Source organism: Devosia ginsengisoli (assembly GCF_024707105.1).
GTDB lineage: Bacteria > Pseudomonadota > Alphaproteobacteria > Rhizobiales > Devosiaceae > Devosia > Devosia ginsengisoli_A.
The window spans coordinates 100,169-118,826 of the sequence record NZ_JANQAJ010000012.1 but is presented as its reverse complement, the minus strand read 5'-3'; the positions used below and the strand labels follow the sequence as shown (position 1 = coordinate 118,826).

The window sequence follows — 18,658 nt, the reverse complement described above, 5'->3', positions numbered from 1 at the left end:
GCGCCTCTCCAATACCGGTATCCACCATGCCCGAACTGCTGCTCGAACTCTTTTCCGAGGAAATCCCGGCCCGCTTCCAGCGTCGCGCCGCCGACGACCTCAAGAAAGCCGTGACCAATGCGCTGGTCGATGCGGGTCTGGTTTACGAAGGCGCCAAGGCATTCGTGACGCCGCGCCGTCTTGCGCTGACCGTTACCGGCCTGCCGGGCCGTTCGCCCGATACGCATGAGGAAAAGAAGGGCCCCAAGGTTGGGGCGCCGCAGCCGGCCATCGATGGGTTCCTGCGCGCTGCTGGGTTGAGCTCCATCGATCAGGCCAAGGTCGAGAGCGACCCCAAGAAGGGCGATTTCTATGTCGCCCATATCCATAAGCCGGGCGCCGAGGCCGTGGACCTGCTTTCGGGCATCCTGCCGAAAATCCTGACCGATTTTCCCTGGGCCAAGTCCATGCGCTGGGGCAATGGCAGCTTCAGCTGGGTGCGCCCGCTGCGCGCCATCACCGCCACTTTCGGCGCCGAAAACGAAGAGCCGGTGGTCATCCCCTTCGCTTCCAATGCGCTGGAGGCTGGCCAGACCACGTTCGGCCACCGGTTCCTCGCGCCCGAAGCTATCCGCGTGCGCCGCTTCGACGACTATGTCGAAGCGCTGGAGCGCGCCAAGGTCGTGCTCGATATCGACCGCCGTAAGGACATCATCCGCGCCGATGCTGATCAGCTTGCTTTCGCACAGGGCCTGACCGTCATCGCCGATGAGGGCCTGCTGGAGGAAGTCGCCGGGCTGGTGGAATGGCCGGTCGTGATGATGGGCGCGTTCGATCCGGCTTTCCTCGAATTGCCCGAGGAAGTCATCATCGCCACCATCCGCGCCAACCAGAAATGCTTCTGCCTGCGCGATGCCAATGGCAAGCTGGCACCGAACTTCATCATCACCGCCAATACGGTCGCCACCGATGGCGGCGCGGTGATCACCGCGGGCAATGAGCGCGTCATTCGCGCCCGCCTCAGCGACGCCGCCTTCTTCTATCGTGGCGACCTGGCTCTGCCGCTGGAGCATGGCCTGCCAAAGCTCGAAGAAACCGTGTTCCACGCCAAGCTGGGCACGCAATTCGCCCGCGTCGAACGGCTGGTGAAACTGGCTGGCGAGATCGCCCCGCAGGTCGGCGCCGATCCCGAACGCGCCAAGCGCGCCGCCATGTTGGCCAAGGCCGATCTCACCACCGGCATGGTCGGCGAATTCCCCGAATTGCAGGGCCTGATGGGGCGCTACTACGCAGCCGCGCAGAGCGAACCATCGGACATCGCGACGGCCGTCGAGATGCACTACAAGCCGCTCGGACCCACCGACAAGGTGCCGACCGAGCCGGTTTCCATCGCCGTGGCCCTGGCCGACAAGCTCGACCTGCTGACCGGTTTCTGGGCCATCGACGAAAAGCCCACCGGCTCGCGCGACCCCTTTGCCTTGCGCCGTGCCGCCCTGGGCGTCATTCGCATCATTACCGAAAACGGCCTGCGCTTCCCGCTCAAGGTCGAACCCGACCTGCTGGCCTTCTTCCACGATCGGCTCAAGGTCTCGCTGCGCGATGCCGGTGCACGCCACGACCTGGTGGACGCCGTGATTTCGGCTGACAGCAACGATATCCTGCAGATCACCCAGCGCGCCGATGCGCTCTCGGCGCTTCTGTCGTCGGCCGACGGGCAGAACCTGCTGGCCGGCTACAAGCGCGGCGCCAATATCCTGGCCGCCGAGGAAAAGAAGGACGGCAAGGCCTATGCTGGCGCCGTCGAGCAGGATGCACTGCGCCTGCCGGAAGAAACCGCGCTGGCCTTTGCGGTCGATGCCGTCCATGCCGCCGTGACAAGCCATGTGGCCAAGGACGACTACAAGGGCGCCATGGCCGAGCTGGCGACGCTCCGTGCGCCGGTCGATGCCTTTTTCACCGCCGTGCTGGTCAACGATGCCGATCCGGCCGTGCGCACCAACCGCCTGAACCTGCTGGCCCGCCTGCGCGACACCATGCATCTGGTGGCCGACTTCTCCAAAGTGGCTGGATAAGGAGATCGGGCGATGAGCGTTGGCCTTCTCGCTTTGCTCGATGACGTTGCCGGTCTCGTCAAGGTCGCGGCAGCGTCGCTGGACGACGTCGCGGGGCAGGCGGCCAAGGCTGGCGTCAAGGCGGCGGGTGCCGTAATCGACGACGCTGCTGTCACGCCCAATTATGTGCAGGGCTTCACCGCCGACCGTGAATTGCCCATCGTCGGCAAGATCGCCTGGGGTTCGGTCAAGAACAAGCTGCTCTTCCTGCTGCCGGCGGCCTTGCTGCTGAGCCTCTTTGCGCCCTGGCTGATTACCCCGCTGCTGATGATCGGCGGTGCCTATCTCTGCTACGAGGGCGCCGAGAAGATATTCCATGCTTTGGCCCCACACGATGCGGAAAAGCATGAGGCTGGCCTCGAAATGGTGGCCATCGCGCCGCAATCGCTGGAAGATCAGAAGGTGGCCGGCGCCATCCAGACCGATTTCATCCTCTCCGCCGAGATCATGACGATCATCCTCGCGGCCATTGAGGTCCCCGATTTCTGGATGCGGGCCGCGATCCTGGCTCTGGCGGGCGTCGGCATCACCATCGCCGTCTATGGCGCCGTGGCGCTGATCGTGAAGGGCGACGATTTCGGCGTCTGGATGGCGCGTAACGCGCGCACCGGCGCCGGCCGGGCCTTCGGTCGCGGGCTCGTCACCTTCATGCCGGTCTTCATGCAAATCCTCAGCATTGTCGGAACGGCCGCCATGACCTGGGTCGGCGGCAGCATCATCGTGCATGGGCTCTATGAATTCGGCTTTGCCGGTCCCGAACATATCGTCGAAGCCGCTGCCCATTGGGCGGCACAGGCCGTGCCGGCCATCGCCGCCGTGACAGGCTGGCTCGCCACGGCCGCGGTCGATTTCGTTTTCGGTCTCGCGCTCGGTGCTTTGATGATTCCGGTGGCGGGCTATGTCATTGCGCCCGCGCTGAAGGCCATGAAGAGGCTGCTGCCGAAGCGGAATACCGCCTAGAGCGTTTCTTTAAAGATCGAATTCCGCGGGCCTATGCCCCAGGATTTTTACGCCCTCAGCGAGCTTACCCTTCATGCCCGCTGCGTCCGGCAGTGATGCCAGGCTTGGGGCAATGGCGCTGCGCCAGGCTTGCCCGCGCTGCCAGGCCTCCATGAACGCGTCGGCCAGCGGAACAACTTGGTTGGCGGCAATCATCGCTTGCATCAGCGTATCGGCCTGGCGCAAGTCCTTCCCACTTTTATCCCGGCCGTTTTGGTCATTCAGCCGGCGGGTGGCAATAATAAGCTTGTGAATGGCATACCGTTCCGGCGAGGGCACCAGAACTGGAATGCCCGCGCCGTGCAGCAACACCGCGCGAACCGGTTCGTAGATCAGGAAATCAAGGAAACGAAGGGGTTCGGCTGCTGTATTTCCAAGCGCAGGCATGGCTGCAGCCTTGCCCACATAGTCTTCGCTGCCGGTATTCGGTGTAAGGAATTCGACTTTATAGCCGTCCCTCGACGCATATTGCGAGGATTGCTGGTCCAGCCGCGGCACGGTCCGAAAGGTTGCATCGACTCCTGCAGAACGCCCAGGACATCAGGAATGCTGTCGCTAACAGCGACGGAGATTGAATGAAACTGGGCAAAATCCGCGTCGCCTGTTTGCAATATCGCTCCAGGAAATCTTACGCCGAGCCCTGCCGAGTAACACTGAAACGCAACGGTTCCGACCAAGACGCCCCGCAGCCGGAAAAAACCGGCATCGGCTATCGCCTGCACCACGGCGCCAACCTTGGGCGGTGGGGAGGGCAGATAGGCTTCCCGGACGAGGGTGGAAACCAGTTTACGCCTGGAGCGGTAGTCTGCCTTGATATTCTGGAAATTCTCGACGCGGCTGTTGATGTCCTCGTCGTCCGCAGGCCCCACGTAACGGCGTACCTTCTTCCCGTCACGGGCGGTATCGAAATACCAGTAAGCCCGCTCCTTCGCGGTGACGCGGACAAACCTGCCATCAAGCGAAAAGTCGCTCTCAAACGCAGCGTCGAGGCTGCGTTGCGTCAGTTCGGAATAGAGGACCTGATAGGCCGGATCGATGACTTTCATTCGCGCATATTACCACTTTCGCGAAAATGATAATAGCGGTTGTTACCACTTTTGTGAAATTGGTAACATGGCTTCGGCCTCAAACCGGCGGCATCAGCTTTTCGCGTTTTGGCTTGAACGGCGCCATTCCCTCATTGGCCAGTTGGTCGGCCTGTTCGTTGAGTTCGTGGCCGGCATGGCCCTTCACCCATTTCCAGGTGATCTTGTGGCGCTTGGTGGCTTCGTCCAGCGCCTGCCAGAGTTCGAGATTCTTCACCGGCTTCTTGTCGGCTGTCTTCCAGCCGTTCTTCTTCCAGCCATGCATCCAGCTTTGCACGCCGTTCTTTACATACTGGCTGTCGGTGTGGAGCTCGACATTGCAGGGGCGCTTGAGGGCGTTGAGCGCTTCGATGGCCGCGGTCAACTCCATCTTGTTGTTGGTGGTCAGCGCCTCGCCACCCTTCAATTCCTTGGTATGCCCGCCATATTCGAGAATGGCGCCCCAGCCGCCGGGACCGGGATTGCCCGAACAGGCGCCGTCGGTATGGATGATGACGGTATCAGTCATGAATGGCTCCGGCACATTGCAACGCACAGGCTAAGGCCTGTGGGGCAAGCGGGGATAAGTAACTCATCTTGCGACGGCAGCTTCGATAGTGCGGAGTTCGCGCGGAATGTTGAAGGCGATGTTTTCCTTGGCCGTGACGCGCGCTTCGACCTTGATGTCATAGCGCTGGGCAAAGGCCTCGATCACCTCGTCCACCAGCTTTTCGGGAGCCGATGCGCCGGCCGACACGCCCAGGCTCTTGATGCCCTCGAGGCGAGACCAGTCGATTTCGGCGGCGCGGTCCACCAGCATGGCATTCTTGCAGCCGGCCCGCTCGGCCACTTCCACCAGCCGCAACGAATTGGACGAGTTGGGCGAACCCACCACGATCATCGCATCCACTTCCGGCGCTACCGCCTTGATGGCCTCCTGCCGGTTGGTGGTGGCGTAGCAGATGTCTTCCTTGTGCGGGCCATTGATGGCGGGGAAGCGCTGCCGTAGCGCCGTCACGATCTCGCGCGTGTCATCGACCGAAAGCGTAGTCTGGGTCACGAAGGCCAGGGTTTCCGGGTCCTTCGGCTCGAACACCATGGCGTCGGCAACCGTTTCGACCAGGGTAATGGCGCCCTGCGGCAATTGGCCCATCGTGCCCACCACTTCGGGATGCCCCTTGTGGCCGATCAGCACGATTTCGTGGCCTTCGGCAAAATGACGCTGCGCTTCGACATGCACCTTGCTGACCAGCGGGCAGGTGGCGTCGAGAAAGAACATGTTGCGGCTGCGGGCATCCGCCGGCACCGATTTCGGCACGCCATGGGCCGAAAACACCACCGGTGCATCGGTTTCCGGGATTTCGCTCAGCTCCTCGACAAACACCGCGCCTTTATCGCGCAGGCCATCGACGACATATTTGTTATGCACAATGGCATGGCGCACATAGACCGGCGCGCCATATTTCTCGAGGGCAAGCTCGACAATCTGGATGGCCCGATCGACCCCGGCGCAGAATCCGCGCGGGGCGCATAGCAAAATGTCTAGTTGTGGCCGCTTTTCCATATCAGTCAGATGCTTTCGACGTCGCAGCAAGTCAAGCCTTGTTGCGGTCGCACGAGGTCATAGGCAATATGGCCCGGTAAATATGGCAAGGACTTAACAGTGAGTTTGGCGCAGGAAATGTTCGCGATTGCCCCGGCAATGGGGAAAGCGAACCTGTCCGCCAGCCAGTTGAAGTTGTTGAGTGGCAAGGCCCGCTGGATTTTCCGTGTCGGCGAAGCCGGCTTTCCCACCGTTCCCACCATTGCGCTGACCCGTGCCGCCTGGGAAGAATTGCAGGGTGAGCGCGCGCGCCGCGAAACCAAGCTGCGCACCCATTGGGTCGCCTGCCTGTTCAAGCTGGTGGACAAGGATGGTCGTCCGCCGGCCCTTGTCGTGCGTACCTCGGCCGCGGCGCATAATGGCGGCTTGATGCCGGCCCGGATGGGCATTACCGCCCCCGCCAATCCGGAAGATTCGGTCGATCCGACGCGCCCGCTGGCCAAGGCCATCAAGTCGGCCTTCGACAGCTATGGCTTCGGCGAGGGCTGGACGGCCCGCCCCGATGAGGATCGCGGCAAGCAGATCGTGCTGGTGCAGGCGGCCGCCGATGGCGAGATCGAACAGTTCCTGACCCGCAATGCGGTGACCGGCGCTATGGGCCCGGCTCCTGTCAACGGCGCGCCCCTGCCGCGCATGTCCGAATCCATCACCGCCCTGGTCAACCTGCTCGACGCCAAGGCCGGCAGGCACATGAACTGCCTCGTCGCCATCCAGCGCGGACAGGTACAGTTCCTCTCGGCGCGCCCGGTACAGGTCACCGCGGCGGCTGAGCTCGAAGCGGCGGTCGATCGGGTCAATCGCAAGGTCTGGTCGGCACAGAATGCCGTGACCCGCGTCGACCCGACAAGGCTGACGCAATTGTTGCATCCGCGGCTCAAATCCACCGACGGCGCTACGCCTATCGCCTCCGGCCTGGGCGTATCGCCCGGCGCGGCCAGCGGCATCATCGTCTTCAATCCTGAAGATGCGGCGCGTATGCGGGCGCGCGGCAAGCATTGCATCCTCGTGGTCAACGAGACCGGCCCCGCCGATATCGAGGGCATGAAGGCCGCTACAGGCATCCTGACGGCGCGCGGCGGCATGACCAGCCATGCCGGCGTGGTCGCGCGCATCACCGGCAAGCCTTGCGTGGCCGGGGTGCGGACGCTCTCGGTCGATACCAATGAAATGGTCTGCCGCATCGGCGACCGCGAATTCCGCAGCGGCGACCGGCTGACCATCGATGGCAGCGACGGGCAGGTCTATGCCGGCCAACTGCCCCTGGCCCAGCCTCATATCGGTGGCGCCATCGGCACGCTGCTCGGTTGGTCCGATGCCAGCCGTACCATCGCCGTGCGCACCAATGCCGAGTCGGTCGAGATCGGCGAAGACCGCGCTGAGCTTCGGCGCCGAAGGCATCGGCCTGGCGCGGTCCGAGCATATGTTCTTTTCGCCCGAACGCATGGTGGCCCTGCGCCGCGTCATCCTCAGTGAGGACGAAGAAGATCGCAGCCGGGCCATCAACGGGTTGATCGATTACCAGACGGGCGACTATTCGGCTTTGTTCTCGACCATGAAGGGCTTGCCGGTGACGGTGCGCCTGTTCGATCCGCCGCTGCACGAATTCCTGCCGCGCAGTGATGAGGATATCGAGGAAACCGCCGCGTCGCTTGGCCTGGCCGTACGCGCCTTGCGGCTGCATCTGGAGCGGATTGCCGAGATCAACCCCATGCTGGGCCATCGCGGCGTGAGGCTGGCCATCACCTATCCCGAAATGCTGCAGATGCAGATGCAGGCGCTGATGGCCGGCGTCCGCGCCGCCAGTGAGACGCAGAGCGAACCGGTTGCCGTCGAGATCATGGTCCCCTTCGTCTCTACCGCCAGCGAAGTGGCCTGGGTGCGCGACCGCTTCAACGCGATTGCCGCCAATTCGGGCCTGTTGCGCACCGACCGGGCCAAGTTCTCCTTTGGCACCATGATCGAGTTGCCGCGCGCCTGCCTGCGCGCCGGGGACATTGCCCAGATGGTCGATTTCTTCTCCTTCGGCACCAACGATCTGACCCAGACCACATTCGGCATTTCCCGCGACGATGCCCCGACTTTCCTCGCGGCCTATCAGCGCAAGGGCATCTATGAGCGCGATCCTTTCGTCAGCATCGACGAAAAGGGCGTGGGCGAGATGATCTCCATCGCGATTCAGCGGGGCAGGGCGGCCAATCCCCGGCTCAAGATCGGCATTTGCGGCGAACATGCCGGCGATCCGACCTCGCTGAAATTCTTTGCCGGCCTGGGCGTCGACTATGTGAGCTGCTCACCCTATCGTGTGCCCGTGGCCCGGCTGACGCTGGCCCAGGCTTCTGCTTAAATAGCGAAGCGATAATCCCCATATGAAGGGGACGGGCCGGCTTCGGCCGAAACAGGGATGGGACATACCGACGTGAGATTTTTGCCGGTTCTGGTGCTGCTGCCACTGCTGACTGTTTCAATGCCCGCCGTCATGGCCCAGCCAACCGGTTCTCAATGCACTTCCATTGCCGCCGACGCCGAGCGTCTCGCCTGTTTCGATGCCGCCTTTGCCGCCCCGGTGGGCGCAGTTGCCGATAGCGTGGTGTTCCAGTCCGAGCAGATGATCCCGGCCCGCCCCAGCGGCCGTCAGCCCGCCACGATCACGATCGCTTGTGCCAATGGCGTGCTGAGCATCGCCTTCGGCTTTGCCGGCAATACCCTGTCGGCCTTGGGCAACGATGCCGGCATCACCTGGCAGTTCGACCTGCAGGCGGCCCGCAGCCGCACCCTGCCGGTCAATGCCGAAAATACCGCGATCCTGCTGAACAACACCGCCGATTCCCTGGCCTTCATCCAGAGCGTGACCGGGGCCACGAACCTCACCGTACGCGTTACGCCGGTCAGTTCGCGCTCGCTCTCGGTGCGCTACCGGCTCGATACATTCGCCGAGCAGGTGGCCCCGGTGCAGGCCGCCTGCGGGGTCTGACAGAAGCGACAAATCCGCCTGCCGCATTCCTGCCCGTGCTGCGCCACGGTTAACTCATTGCTGCGCCGCAAATCTTGTTTACGCGCTGCTAACCCTAATCAGACATCATAACAATTGTCGGCATTTTAGCGTCACTTTCGCCGATCAGTAGTTTTTGTTGCGTAGCGTTGAGTAGCGTTTGATGGCTTCTTCCCACCGGCCGGTGCGTTCGCGCCCGGTCAGAGCGGTTCGCCGGCATCCCTTCACCAGGCTTCTGGTCGTCGGGATTTTTTGTGGCCTCGGCTATGTCGGGCTCACCAACGGCGCCTTCGGCCCCGCTAACGATCTTGGTGACATTGCGCCGCCCCAGGTCGCACTCGCTACTGCCAGCATTTCCTATTCGGGTGTCGATCCTGTCATTACCGGATCGGTCGATCATCTGTTCGAAACCGCCAGCTTCACCGGCCCCAACCGGGCTGAAAAGACCGATCGCATGCGGCCGCCGGTCGATGTGCTTGCCCTGTCCCGCAGCTTCGAAGAGGTTCGCGTGCGCCTGGCGTCGTTGCGCGGCACGCCGATCGACCCCACGGACCTCGGCCAGTCGCGGCTCGCAGGTATCGATATCCCGGCAACGGGCGATGTCGAGATCGGCCCCCGCATGTCGGTAGCAGCCATCGATCCGTCCACCGCTGCCGCGCTCGACGCTATTGCCGGCATTGCGCCGGAAGCGGCACTGCCCATGCCCGTCATGGCCTCCGAGCAACTGGCCTATGCCCGATCTACCGCTCCGATTACCGGCGGTTTTTCGACCGGAACTTCCATGCAGGTATCGGACAAGGAATTGTGGTGCCTGGCTACGGCCATCTATTTCGAAGCACGCGGTGAAACCTATCGCGGGCAGGTGGCAGTGGCCCAGGTCGTGCTCAACCGCGTCAAGGATTACCGCTATCCCGACACCATTTGCGGCGTGGTGTTCCAGAACCAGAGCCGGCGCAATTCCTGCCAGTTCTCCTTTGCCTGCGATGGCATTCCCGAGACCGTCAACGACCGCAAGTCATGGGCGCAAGCCGAGGATATTGCCAAGAGATTTACCGATGGTCAGCTCTACCTGACCGAAGTCGGCGACGCCACACACTACCATGCCAGCTATGTGCGTCCGGCCTGGGCACCCCGCATGACCAAGGTCACCCAGATCGGGCTGCATATTTTCTACAAGTTCAAGCGCGGTTGGCTGTTCGGCTAGCGGTTGAAGCCGTAATAGACGAAGGAGCCGGCGGTGCCGGTGCGGAAAGCCGACCAGCGGCCGTTGGTCCAGTAGCTGAAGAAGTTGCGGTCGGGTTCGGCGGGGGAGACAGTTATCCCCGGATACTGGACGTGATTGGAGAACATCGCGTCGGTTGAATAAGTGCCTGATGCGGTGGTGGTGATGCTCACATAGCTGACCTTGCCGGCCTCGACCTTCTTGACCCTGATAGTCGAGAGCGGATCGGTGGCGACCCAGTCTTCATAGTCGACGAGATAGTCGCGATCCTCGAACTTGACGAGCTTGCTGGCATCGACGCCGCTGGGCGCGAATTCGTCGGCCAGGGCGGTAAAAACCATGCCGGGGCCGATGGCCGCAACGCCGGTGGCGCAGATGGCGCCGAGGGTCATGCCAAGCAGCAGGCGGCGATCTGGCAGGTTCATGGCTGTTCCGTCCCGAAATGAAGCGATTGGCGACATTGTCTTAACGGTTCAGTAACCATGGCGGCCCCATGGGGGGCAAAGTTCATCTTTGATTAAGGTTAATGTCCACAGGCCCGCCGGCCCTTGGCCCTAGACCGAAATCGCCTCGAAGGCGGCGATGAAACGGTCATGCGCCTCGCGCGTCGGCCAGGGCCGGATTAGCCGGTCGAAGGCGTCCACGTCAAAGGCTGGCAGGCTGGGTTCGCCGAAGAATTTACGGGCCTCGGCCTCCTCGAATCCGGCCAGGTGGATGGCCTCGAAAAAGGCGGCTTCCCGGTCGGCTTTCTTGACCTGCTTGGCCAGGGCCGCCGGCATGGAAGCGGGCAGGGAGAAGCGGAGGTAGATCGCCGAAAGCAGGCGGTTTTCGACATCCTTGTAATTGCCGCCCATGGCCGCCTTGAAGGGCGAGATGATGTCGCCCATGACATATTCGGGCGCGTCATGCAGCAGCGCCTGGGCCTGGGAAACCGAATCGCAATCGGGGCTGTGGGCGCGGAATAACTCGAGGACCAGCACCGAATGCTGGGCTACCGAAAATGGGTAATCCCCCTCGGTCTGGCCGTTCCAGCGGGCGACGCGCGCCAGGCCGTGGGCGATGTCGGAGAGCTCGACATCCATCGGCGAGGGATCGAGAATATCAAGCCGGCGCCCCGACAACATGCGTTGCCAGGCGCGTGCGCTAATGCGTGCCATCGGTCCCCAAATGCTAACAGACTGTTAGCATCGACAGTAGCATCGGGGCTCGATTCGGAGAATGTCGCTACTCTTCCGCGACCACGTCGCCCAACTTGTAGGTCGCCCAGACCGGCAAAGCCACGCTGACCTTCTTGCCGCCCACCGTGACGGCTTCGGGATCCGTGATGCGATCGAGGCGGAGTATGGCGACGGCCATGCCATCGACCACCTGGCCGATCGTGCCGGCTTCGCGGCTGCCGGCGACCACGGCGCTGCCGGCGGGGGCGTCGATGCCCGAGACGATGACCGGACGTCGGCGAGCGGTGCCGCGATGCTTCATGCGGCTGACGACTTCCTGGCCGACATAGCAGCCTTTCACGAAGTCGATGCCGTCGAGGATGTCGAGGCCGATATCATGGGCGAAGGCGTCGTTGGCGGGAAAGTCATTGCCCTGATGGGCAATGCCGACGCCGATCCGCTCGGACTGGTAGAAGGTGTCGTCCTGCACCCAGCCCGAGGTCGCTTCGACCGGGGCAATGGTGCGCCAGCCCATGTCGATAGGTCCCATACGATCGGTATGGCGGATGCCTGACGGCTCCTCGTCCTGCGCGAAGCCGACCCGGTGGGTTTCGCGCAGGTCATCGATCACGGCCTGGGCGCGCAGGCGGTACATCTTCATGCGCTTTAAGAAGTCATCGGCCACGGACTGATGCACATCGACCCAGATGGCATCCTCGGCATGGCCGGCGAGACCCTCGGCGAGAATCTTGCCCTGCGGCGATAGCAGGGCCCAAGCCGCGGCTACTTCGCTTTCGCCGGTGCCCGTGGCCGGGATTTCGCCGGTGACCACATCGTTCAGCAGTTTATGCGCGTCGGGCCCGGAGAACCGGAACACGGCACGGTCGGCGCGCAGATGGATGGTCATGGCCTTGCCTCTCGAAGCGTCCGTCGCATATGTGGTGCAACATTCATGCTACAGATGCGACAAGCAGCAGGACCCAAGACATGGCGCAGTACGATACCATTTTCAAGAACGCGACCGTGGTCAATCAGGACGGCGAGGGGCTGGCCGATATTGCAGTCAAGGACGGGCGGATCGCGGCGCTGGGCAGCGTCGGCAGCGATGCCGCCGAGGTGGTGGATTGCACGGGCCTGCATATCCTGCCCGGCGTCATCGATACGCAGGTGCATTTCCGCGAACCGGGGCTGACGCATAAGGAAGACCTCGAATCGGGTTCGCTCTCGGCCGTCATGGGCGGGGTGACGGGTGTGTTCGAAATGCCCAACACCAATCCGCTGACCACGACGCGCGAAACCTTTGAAGCGAAGATCGCGGCCGGCACCAACCGCATGCATTGCGACTTCGCCTTCTATATCGGCGGCACCCACGAAAACGTCGATCAACTGCCCGAACTGGAACGGCTGCCGGGCTGCGCCGGGGTCAAGGTATTCATGGGCTCGTCCACCGGCTCGCTGCTGGTGGCCGATGACGACGGCGTTGAAAGAATTCTGCGGGCAATCAGCAGGCGTGCCGCCTTCCATTCGGAAGACGAATACATGCTGGAGGAGCGTAAGCATCTGCGCGTGCCCGGTGATCCCAGCAGCCACCCGGTCTGGCGCTCGCCCGACGTGGCGATGAGCTGTACCACGCGGCTCGTGAACCTGGCCCGCAAGACCGGCAAGCGCATCCATGTGCTGCACATCTCGACCAAGGAAGAGATGGTCTACCTGGCCGCTCACAAGGATGTGGCCAGCGTGGAAGTGACGCCGCACCACCTGACGCTGGACGAAACGGCCTATGTCAGGCTCGGCACCTATGCGCAGATGAATCCGCCGGTGCGGGACAAGGCGCATCGGGAAGGCATCTGGAAGGGCGTGGCCAATGGCGTGGCCGATATATTGGGCTCGGACCATGCGCCGCATACGCGCGAGGAAAAGGACCATGCCTATCCCGAAAGCCATTCGGGCATGACCGGGGTGCAGACGCTGGTGCCGACCATGCTGGACCATGTGAATGCCGGCAGACTGAGCCTAGCTCGGTTCGTGGACATGACCAGCCACGGGCCGAACCGGCTGTTTGGGATCGCCAACAAGGGGCGGATCGCGGTGGGCTATGATGCCGACCTGACGGTCGTGGACATGAAGCGGCGAGAGACGATCACCAATGACTGGGTGAAGTCTCGGGCCGGCTGGACACCTTATGATGGGGTGACCGTGACCGGCTGGCCGGTGGGCACGGTGGTGCGCGGCAATACTGTGATGTGGCAGGGGGAACTGGTGACGCCGAGTGTCGGGCAGCCGATGCGGTTTCTGGAGGCATTGCCGCCGGTCGGAAACTAGTCGAATTTGTCCGGCCATTGCCTGGCCGTATGAACAACGGCCAGAATCTCCACCCTTTTGGTGACGCGATAGACAATGATATAGGGCAGGTCTCCCAAGACCAGTTCACGCGTTCCCCGTGCTCGTCCAATGCGCCTGATCATCGGATTGCCGGCTAACAGCCGATTCGGTCGCTCCGTAAGCGCAACGGCCAGGTTATAAGCCGCAGCCGGGCTATCTTGCGCGACATAGTCCTGGATTTCCTCGAGGTGGAGCAGCGCCGTTCGCGTCCAGGCGACCTGCATCTACGCCGGACGGTATTTGTTCACAATGGCAGCAAGTTGGTCATCGGTGGCAAAGGCTTCGCGGTCGGCATCGTCGAGGCCGGCGGCTACTTTCTCCAGAAAACGCTCCTGCCACTCCAGCGAGTGACCATTTTCGAGAGCATCGGCGATAACCTGCGAGGGGGACAGACTGGAACGCGCGGCGATGGCATCGACGCGAGCTTTCAGATCGTCTGCAATATCGAGCGTGATCGTCATGGCGTTACTATGCCAGTTTTAATGGCTGAAATCAAAACGCCTGACGCTCAATCCCCGGCGACGAATGCCTGCCATTCGCCATCCTGGCCGATATAGACGCGCCACCAGAACCAGCCGCCGAACTGGTGCATGTCTTCGAGCTGTTCTGGCGTGATCAGGCGGAAGGCGTCGACACTCTGTTCGGGGGTGAGATTCTCGATGTCGGCGAGGGCGAGATAGGGCCAGACATAGTTGGGTGTGTCGCTGGAGGCGCCAAGCACGGCATAGGGCATTTCGAGCAGGTTGCGCAGGAGGGCCAGCATCTGCCGGCCTTCCGGATCGGCCGATTGTTCCCTGAGATAGGCAACCGGGTCATCGGGTCGGCCGAAGCTGACATTGGGTGGGGTGTCCTGCGCCTCGATGATAGCGCGCAGGCTTTCGATATCGCCGGTTTTCGTCGCCTCGACCAGTTGCGCATGCTTGAGGCGCACCGCCTCGGGCAGGGCGCTCAGGTCGTCGCTGACCACCATGTCGGCATAGGGATCGTAATCGGCTGCATCTTGGGCCAGGGCGACCGGCATTGATAGCAGCAGGGCGCTGATGATGGTGATAAAGAGGCGCATGGTTGAATCTCCCGGTGACGGACGCTTCGACGCTAGCACGGGGACATGCCGGTTCTGAGGCAGGCGCTATTGCAGGATGCGCTCGAGATTGTATTCGCCCGAGCGGATGCGGTCGGGCAGCAGGGCGATGAGGTCGGCGGTAGCATCGTCGCCATGCATCTTGACGAAGGTGGCGAGCGCCGCGAACAGCGAGGCATGGGCCAGCGACGCGCTCTGCACGCCATCGTCTTCGGCACAGTTCCAGGCTTCGGCGAGATATTCGAGCGCCAGTTGCCGTTCGCCCTGATCGCGGTCGAAGACGGCAGTCCCGGAAGCGGGTGCGAACATGGTTTTGCTCGTGGTCATGGCATCGGGACTAGCATGGCGGCGGCGGGGTGGCGCGCAGGAAGTAACCCGAAGGTTAACGGAGAGTGCGCACTTGTACGGAGAGGCCCTTATATGCCCGTTCCCGCCTATTCGGCAAAGCGCGTATGGATGTCGCGCGCCGTGGTTTCGGCTTCGACCAATAGCCGGGTCAATGCCTCGCGGGCGGCCGGCGTGCAGGCGCGGTGGAAGCGCGAATAGGCAGTGTAGCCGACGTTGAAAGCGCCGGCCAGGCGCTGGCGGCGGTCTTCATCGGGCTCGTCCAGCGCGATGAGCTCGGCCATCTGGGCGCGCCAGTCCTCGGTGCCGGCATCGCAAAGCGGCTGCAGAAAATAGAGGCTGCCCATGATCTCGGCGAGCCGCTCCATCTGTCGCTGATAGGGCGGATCGATGGCGAGGGCCGGGGCAGTGCCCAAGGCAAGCAGCAGGGCGATGGCAAGGCGGATGCGCTTCATGGCCGATTGCTTATCACCCTTGCGCCAGAACTGCGAAGGCTCTCGCAAGCACGTCATCGAGCCTAGTGGTGGTGCGCAGGGCGATGAGGGCGGCGGGGTCTATCCACTGGTGACCGGCCACTTCGCTGGAGGGGCGCAACTGGCCGGAGAAATCGCGCGTGGCAAAGACTGCGAGACGGAAGGCGCCGTCGCGGCCCAGCGGCTGGACGAGAACCGGGCGCGGATTGCGGATGGTGAGGCCGACTTCCTCCGCAATCTCGCGAATGGCGCATTGCTCGATGGTCTCGCCCGGCTCGATGCGGCCGCCGGGCAGGGTCCACAGGTGCTGATAGGGCGCGAAGGCACGCTTGATCAGCAGCACCTTGCCGTCGCGGACAATGGCGACGCTGGCGGCATTGGGGACTTCGTCGGTCAATTGGGGCTCATTTGCGATTCGGTTGCGCGCAGACTACCTGTTGTTTGCTGATTCAGGAGTGCGATCATGTGCGGACGCTATGCTTCGACGCTGCCGCCCGAAATGATGGGAGAATTGTTCAAACTGTTCAATTCCATCGATCTGGTGCCGCGCTACAATATCGCGCCGACCCAGCCGGTGGCGGCCATCTGGGAGGCGCATGGCAGGCGCGAGGCGCATTTCGCCCGTTGGGGGCTGGTGCCCGGCTGGGTGAAGGACCCGCGCGACTTTCCGCTGCTGGTCAATGCGCGGGTGGAGACCATGGCCGACAAGCCGGCCTTTCGCGATGCGCTCAAGCATGGCCGCTGCATCATCCCGGCCAGCGGCTATTACGAGTGGCACACCAATCCGGACAAGTCCAAGCAGCCCTATTACATCACCATGGAAGACGACCGGCCGATGGCGCTGGCTGGGCTCTATACAAGCTGGATGGGGCCGAATGGCGAGGAGATCGACAGCGTGGCGACGATCACCGTGCCGGCCAATGGGCAATTGTCGGAAATTCATCACCGGATGCCGGCGATCCTCGAGGGCGAGGCGATCGACGACTGGCTCAATGTGCGCGAAGTGCGGGCGCGCGAGGCGGGGCAACTGGCGCTGCCGCTGGAAGACGGGGCGCTGAAGTTTCATCCGGTCTCGACGCGGGTGAACTCGGCGTGGGACGACGATGCGGGGCTGATCGAGCGGGTGACGGTGGAGCGGCCGCAGCCGAAGCGAACGGACAGGCAACTGGACCTGTTCTGAGGGGAGCTATCCCCCGATCCCGAAATAGCCCAAGGCATCGCCCATGGCGTCTTCTTCCCAGCCAAGATGGGAGAGCAGCACGCGTTCGAGCGCGTGATAGACCGTCCTGGCATCCTCGAAGCGGGCCGGGGTCGGTTCCTCGGCCAGGGCATTGAGGGCGGCGACGAGGCGTTCGAGCAATTCGTGGACCACGACATGCTCGGCGCGCAGGCGGTCGGCAATGGCCTTGAAACCCGGCCCCTGCTGCGCCAGAGCCGGGAAAATGGCGTAGTCCTCGATATTGTGATGCATGTCGACAATGCCGCAATGGTGGCCGCAGAGATTGCCGAAGCGGCGATAGTTGGCGACCATGGCCAGATCATCGGTTTCGGCGGCGATCTCGGCCGACGTCACGCCGCCTGCATTGGCGCGCTCGATGAGCTTGCCGAGGGTGAGCATATTGGCGCGCAGGTGATCATGGATCTGCCGCAGATGCAGGCCCGGCGCGCGCTGGGCATCGGTCAGGCCGTCGAGCTTCTGGATGGGCGGGCGGGTGGCGTCGTCGAGGAAGTCGATATTGAGCAGCATGGGCGGATAGATGGGCCTGCTGATGCGCCGGCGCAAGGCGGCACCGGTCGGTAACTCGATTACACCGAGGTTACCCGAGCATCTTGCCAGGGTTGAGGATGCCCCTGGGGTCGAGCGCCATCTTGATGGCCCACATCATGTCCAGCGCCACCGGGTCCTTGACCTGTCTGAGCAGGTCCACCTTGAGCTGGCCGATGCCGTGTTCGGCCGAGACCGAACCGCCCAGGCGCAGGACGATTTCGTAGATCGCCTCGTGCAGCATTTCGTCGGCGCTGGCCATGAATGCCTTGGGATCGGCGCCGACGGGCTGGCTGAAATTGAAGTGGATATTGCCGTCGCCCATATGGCCGAAGGGCACCGGGCGAATGCCGGGCACCAGCCGCTCGGCGGCAGCGCTGCCCTCGGCGATGAGCTGGGGGACGGCGGCGATGGGCACGGAAACGTCGTGCTTGATCGAGGCGCCTTCCTTCGATTGCACCTCGCTCATCTGTTCGCGGAAAGCCCACATGCGGGTGCGGTCGGCAAGGGATTCGGCGAAGACGGCATTGTCGAGCAGGCCTTCGGCAAAGGCCGCCTCGATGGCGGCCTGCAACGCGCCGGGCGCGCCGCCCTTCATGCGGCTGACTTCGATCAGCGCATACCAGGGGGAGGGACCGGCGCTGGGATCGCGATCGAGCACGCCATGGCGCAACTGCATGTCGAGGCCGATATGGGGCACGATCTCGAAAGCGTTGAGGCGGCTGCCGACGCGCTCGCGCAGATGCTGGAACAGGGTGAGGGCGGCCTCGGGGCCGGCAATGCTGATCAGCGCGGTTTCGTAGTCCTCCGGCTTGGGGAAGAGCTTGAGCGTGGCTGATGTGATGATGCCCAAAGTGCCCTCGGCGCCGACCAGGAGGTCTTTGAGGTCGTAGCCGGTATTGTCCTTCTTGAGGGAATTGAGGCCTCGGTAGAGGCGGCCATCGGCCAGCACGGCCTCGACGCCCATGGTGAGTTCGCGGGCATTGCCATAGGCCAGCACGTTGACCCCGCCGGCATTGGAGGAGAGCAGACCCCCGATGCGGGCCGAACCCTGCGAGGCCAGCCAGAGCGGGAAGATCATGCCCTCGGCTTCGGCGGCCTTGTGGGCGTTTTCGAGAATGGTGCCGGCCTCGGCCGTCATGGTGCCGGCGGCGGCGTCGACGGCACGGATGCGGTCGAGCTTTTGCAGGCTCACGATGACCTCGTCGCCACGCAGGGGAACCTGCGCGCCCACCAGTCCGGTATTGCCGCCCTGGGGGATGAGACCGACCTGATTTTCATTGGCCCAGCGGACCACGGCCTGCACCTGCTCCACCGAAGCGGGCAGGGCGACGGCAACCGCCTTCTGGTGGAAGCGCCGGCGCGGTTCGTTGAGGTAACCCGACATCCGATCCGGCTCGCCGATGATGCCACTGGCGCCAATGAGCGCGGTGAGCTGGGCAATTGTGTCGGCGGGGGAAAGTGTCATGGAAAAACCGAGGCTTGGCG

The 18,658-nt window shown here is 63.2% G+C and carries 22 protein-coding genes and 1 pseudogene; 9 read left to right on the top strand and 14 right to left on the bottom strand.

Features of this window, described 5'->3' with window-relative positions; translation table 11 throughout:
- Positions 1-26 precede the first annotated feature (26 nt).
- A complete protein-coding gene (glyS, locus tag NVV79_RS19820; RefSeq protein ID WP_303993121.1) occupies positions 27-2,051 on the top strand; it encodes a glycine--tRNA ligase subunit beta in 2,025 nt (674 codons plus the stop codon).
- 12 nt (positions 2,052-2,063) lie between these two features.
- A complete protein-coding gene (locus NVV79_RS19815; protein ID WP_303993118.1) occupies positions 2,064-3,050 on the top strand; it encodes a DUF808 domain-containing protein in 987 nt (328 codons plus the stop codon).
- Positions 3,051-3,059: 9 nt separating this feature from the next.
- Here NVV79_RS19815 and NVV79_RS19810 read toward each other — a convergent pair.
- Positions 3,060-3,766, bottom strand: a pseudogene (locus tag NVV79_RS19810) (GSU2403 family nucleotidyltransferase fold protein).
- Here NVV79_RS19810 and NVV79_RS19805 point away from each other — a divergent pair.
- Positions 3,665-4,165 carry a hypothetical protein gene (locus NVV79_RS19805; protein WP_303993232.1) on the top strand — a complete coding sequence of 167 codons (501 nt, stop codon included), beginning with the start codon at positions 3,665-3,667 and terminating at the stop codon, positions 4,163-4,165. The pseudogene NVV79_RS19810 and the gene NVV79_RS19805 sit on opposite strands and share 102 nt — an antisense overlap.
- Before the next feature lie 49 nt (positions 4,166-4,214).
- On the opposite strand, the gene rnhA is transcribed toward NVV79_RS19805, so the two are convergent.
- Both rnhA and ispH read right to left on the bottom strand, forming a co-directional pair.
- Entirely contained in the window at positions 4,215-4,682 is a 468-nt protein-coding gene (rnhA, locus tag NVV79_RS19800; RefSeq protein ID WP_303993116.1) for a ribonuclease HI, read from the bottom strand.
- Positions 4,683-4,745: 63 nt separating this feature from the next.
- Positions 4,746-5,717 (bottom strand): 4-hydroxy-3-methylbut-2-enyl diphosphate reductase, encoded by a 972-nt coding sequence (ispH, locus tag NVV79_RS19795; protein WP_303993113.1) that lies wholly within the window; start codon positions 5,715-5,717, stop codon positions 4,746-4,748.
- Positions 5,718-5,834: 117 nt separating this feature from the next.
- On the opposite strand from ispH, the gene NVV79_RS19790 reads away from it, so the two are divergent.
- The 4 genes from NVV79_RS19790 (at position 5,835) to NVV79_RS19775 (ending at position 9,949) form a co-directional block, all read left to right on the top strand.
- On the top strand, positions 5,835-7,229 hold the full coding sequence (locus NVV79_RS19790; protein ID WP_303993110.1) for a PEP-utilizing enzyme: 1,395 nt from the start codon (positions 5,835-5,837) through the stop codon (positions 7,227-7,229).
- Positions 7,132-8,100, top strand: a complete 969-nt coding sequence (locus NVV79_RS19785) for a putative PEP-binding protein (protein ID WP_303993220.1) — start codon at positions 7,132-7,134, stop codon at positions 8,098-8,100. Before NVV79_RS19790 ends, NVV79_RS19785 begins: the two co-directional genes overlap by 98 nt.
- Before the next feature lie 72 nt (positions 8,101-8,172).
- On the top strand, positions 8,173-8,727 hold the full coding sequence (locus tag NVV79_RS19780) for a hypothetical protein (RefSeq protein ID WP_303993108.1): 555 nt from the start codon (positions 8,173-8,175) through the stop codon (positions 8,725-8,727).
- 181 nt (positions 8,728-8,908) lie between these two features.
- Positions 8,909-9,949, top strand: coding sequence for a cell wall hydrolase (locus tag NVV79_RS19775; RefSeq protein WP_303993105.1), 1,041 nt, complete (start codon positions 8,909-8,911; stop codon positions 9,947-9,949).
- On the opposite strand, the gene NVV79_RS19770 is transcribed toward NVV79_RS19775, so the two are convergent.
- The 3 genes from NVV79_RS19770 to NVV79_RS19760 form a co-directional block, all read right to left on the bottom strand.
- Positions 9,946-10,392 (bottom strand): hypothetical protein, encoded by a 447-nt coding sequence (locus NVV79_RS19770; protein ID WP_303993103.1) that lies wholly within the window; start codon positions 10,390-10,392, stop codon positions 9,946-9,948. The two genes, NVV79_RS19775 and NVV79_RS19770, sit on opposite strands and share 4 nt — an antisense overlap.
- Positions 10,393-10,521: 129 nt before the next feature.
- Positions 10,522-11,124: an HD family hydrolase gene (locus NVV79_RS19765; protein ID WP_303993101.1), complete on the bottom strand. Its 603-nt coding sequence runs from the start codon at positions 11,122-11,124 to the stop codon at positions 10,522-10,524.
- 67 nt (positions 11,125-11,191) lie between these two features.
- On the bottom strand, positions 11,192-12,031 hold the full coding sequence (locus NVV79_RS19760) for a folate-binding protein YgfZ (protein ID WP_303993097.1): 840 nt from the start codon (positions 12,029-12,031) through the stop codon (positions 11,192-11,194).
- Positions 12,032-12,111: 80 nt separating this feature from the next.
- Between NVV79_RS19760 and NVV79_RS19755 the strand changes: the two genes are divergently transcribed.
- Positions 12,112-13,446, top strand: coding sequence for a dihydroorotase (locus NVV79_RS19755; protein ID WP_369684751.1), 1,335 nt, complete (start codon positions 12,112-12,114; stop codon positions 13,444-13,446).
- Here the strand turns inward: NVV79_RS19755 and NVV79_RS19750 are convergent.
- From NVV79_RS19750 to NVV79_RS19725, 6 genes are all read right to left on the bottom strand, one after another.
- Positions 13,443-13,730 (bottom strand): type II toxin-antitoxin system RelE/ParE family toxin, encoded by a 288-nt coding sequence (locus tag NVV79_RS19750; RefSeq protein ID WP_303993091.1) that lies wholly within the window; start codon positions 13,728-13,730, stop codon positions 13,443-13,445. The two genes, NVV79_RS19755 and NVV79_RS19750, sit on opposite strands and share 4 nt — an antisense overlap.
- On the bottom strand, positions 13,731-13,967 hold the full coding sequence (locus tag NVV79_RS19745; RefSeq protein ID WP_303993088.1) for a CopG family ribbon-helix-helix protein: 237 nt from the start codon (positions 13,965-13,967) through the stop codon (positions 13,731-13,733). It abuts the gene before it with no gap.
- Between the two features lie 47 nt (positions 13,968-14,014).
- Positions 14,015-14,569 carry a hypothetical protein gene (locus NVV79_RS19740; protein ID WP_303993087.1) on the bottom strand — a complete coding sequence of 185 codons (555 nt, stop codon included), beginning with the start codon at positions 14,567-14,569 and terminating at the stop codon, positions 14,015-14,017.
- A 66-nt stretch (positions 14,570-14,635) separates the two neighbouring features.
- Complete coding sequence (locus tag NVV79_RS19735) at positions 14,636-14,896, bottom strand: hypothetical protein (protein ID WP_303993085.1); 261 nt, start codon at positions 14,894-14,896, stop codon at positions 14,636-14,638.
- A gap of 125 nt (positions 14,897-15,021) precedes the next feature.
- On the bottom strand, positions 15,022-15,387 hold the full coding sequence (locus NVV79_RS19730; RefSeq protein ID WP_303993082.1) for a TIGR02301 family protein: 366 nt from the start codon (positions 15,385-15,387) through the stop codon (positions 15,022-15,024).
- Between the two features lie 13 nt (positions 15,388-15,400).
- Entirely contained in the window at positions 15,401-15,802 is a 402-nt protein-coding gene (locus NVV79_RS19725; protein WP_303993080.1) for an NUDIX hydrolase, read from the bottom strand.
- A 66-nt stretch (positions 15,803-15,868) separates the two neighbouring features.
- Here NVV79_RS19725 and NVV79_RS19720 point away from each other — a divergent pair, with 66 nt between their 5' ends.
- On the top strand, positions 15,869-16,585 hold the full coding sequence (locus tag NVV79_RS19720) for an SOS response-associated peptidase (protein ID WP_303993078.1): 717 nt from the start codon (positions 15,869-15,871) through the stop codon (positions 16,583-16,585).
- Positions 16,586-16,591: 6 nt separating this feature from the next.
- Here NVV79_RS19720 and NVV79_RS19715 read toward each other — a convergent pair whose 3' ends face one another.
- Both NVV79_RS19715 and NVV79_RS19710 read right to left on the bottom strand, forming a co-directional pair.
- Complete coding sequence (locus NVV79_RS19715; RefSeq protein ID WP_303993077.1) at positions 16,592-17,188, bottom strand: hemerythrin domain-containing protein; 597 nt, start codon at positions 17,186-17,188, stop codon at positions 16,592-16,594.
- A 34-nt stretch (positions 17,189-17,222) separates the two neighbouring features.
- Complete coding sequence (locus NVV79_RS19710; protein WP_303993075.1) at positions 17,223-18,638, bottom strand: FAD-binding oxidoreductase; 1,416 nt, start codon at positions 18,636-18,638, stop codon at positions 17,223-17,225.
- Positions 18,639-18,658: the final 20 nt, after the last annotated feature.

Coding starts and splice junctions, on each gene's coding strand:
- NVV79_RS19805 (WP_303993232.1), top strand. CDS start 3,665: ATGAAACTGGGCAAAATCCGCGTCGCCTGTTTGCAATATCGCTCCAGG.
- rnhA (WP_303993116.1), bottom strand. CDS start 4,682: ATGACTGATACCGTCATCATCCATACCGACGGCGCCTGTTCGGGCAAT.
- glyS (WP_303993121.1), top strand. CDS start 27: ATGCCCGAACTGCTGCTCGAACTCTTTTCCGAGGAAATCCCGGCCCGC.
- NVV79_RS19730 (WP_303993082.1), bottom strand. CDS start 15,387: ATGAAGCGCATCCGCCTTGCCATCGCCCTGCTGCTTGCCTTGGGCACT.
- NVV79_RS19775 (WP_303993105.1), top strand. CDS start 8,909: ATGGCTTCTTCCCACCGGCCGGTGCGTTCGCGCCCGGTCAGAGCGGTT.
- NVV79_RS19710 (WP_303993075.1), bottom strand. CDS start 18,638: ATGACACTTTCCCCCGCCGACACAATTGCCCAGCTCACCGCGCTCATT.
- NVV79_RS19735 (WP_303993085.1), bottom strand. CDS start 14,896: ATGTTCGCACCCGCTTCCGGGACTGCCGTCTTCGACCGCGATCAGGGC.
- NVV79_RS19770 (WP_303993103.1), bottom strand. CDS start 10,392: ATGAACCTGCCAGATCGCCGCCTGCTGCTTGGCATGACCCTCGGCGCC.
- NVV79_RS19815 (WP_303993118.1), top strand. CDS start 2,064: ATGAGCGTTGGCCTTCTCGCTTTGCTCGATGACGTTGCCGGTCTCGTC.
- NVV79_RS19760 (WP_303993097.1), bottom strand. CDS start 12,031: ATGACCATCCATCTGCGCGCCGACCGTGCCGTGTTCCGGTTCTCCGGG.
- NVV79_RS19745 (WP_303993088.1), bottom strand. CDS start 13,967: ATGACGATCACGCTCGATATTGCAGACGATCTGAAAGCTCGCGTCGAT.
- NVV79_RS19720 (WP_303993078.1), top strand. CDS start 15,869: ATGTGCGGACGCTATGCTTCGACGCTGCCGCCCGAAATGATGGGAGAA.
- ispH (WP_303993113.1), bottom strand. CDS start 5,717: ATGGAAAAGCGGCCACAACTAGACATTTTGCTATGCGCCCCGCGCGGA.
- NVV79_RS19790 (WP_303993110.1), top strand. CDS start 5,835: ATGTTCGCGATTGCCCCGGCAATGGGGAAAGCGAACCTGTCCGCCAGC.
- NVV79_RS19765 (WP_303993101.1), bottom strand. CDS start 11,124: ATGGCACGCATTAGCGCACGCGCCTGGCAACGCATGTTGTCGGGGCGC.
- NVV79_RS19755 (WP_369684751.1), top strand. CDS start 12,112: ATGGCGCAGTACGATACCATTTTCAAGAACGCGACCGTGGTCAATCAG.
- NVV79_RS19740 (WP_303993087.1), bottom strand. CDS start 14,569: ATGCGCCTCTTTATCACCATCATCAGCGCCCTGCTGCTATCAATGCCG.
- NVV79_RS19750 (WP_303993091.1), bottom strand. CDS start 13,730: ATGCAGGTCGCCTGGACGCGAACGGCGCTGCTCCACCTCGAGGAAATC.